A 239-nucleotide genomic window follows, 5' to 3' on the forward strand; every position below is an offset into this window, starting at 1 on the left:
GGTGAGTACATATGCCAAGGGCATCGAAACGTTGTTTGATTCTGATGCTGTATGGTTAGTAAATAGCCAAGAAGAGGCTGATGAAGCTATTTATACTCTAATGACTGATGATGCAGAATGGCGTAGAAGAAGTCTGGCAGGTATTCGTGAAATATTCTCAAAGCATACCTATGCTCACCGACTCAACAGTATTTTTACAGATCTGAATATAGAAAGTCGCATTGCAACAAGCCCTAATG

1 protein-coding gene is annotated in these 239 nt (G+C 40.2%); it reads left to right on the forward strand.

Translation table 11 applies throughout. From position 1 onward, the window contains the following. Positions 1 to 31 precede the first annotated feature (31 nt). The coding region (locus tag AAEZ18_RS19600; protein WP_352256127.1) for a glycosyltransferase at positions 32 to 239 on the forward strand (208 nt) is incomplete at its 3' end.

The sequence above is a fragment of the Pseudoalteromonas sp. 19-MNA-CIBAN-0066 genome (assembly GCF_040308705.1).
GTDB classification, from domain to species: domain Bacteria; phylum Pseudomonadota; class Gammaproteobacteria; order Enterobacterales; family Alteromonadaceae; genus Pseudoalteromonas; species Pseudoalteromonas nigrifaciens.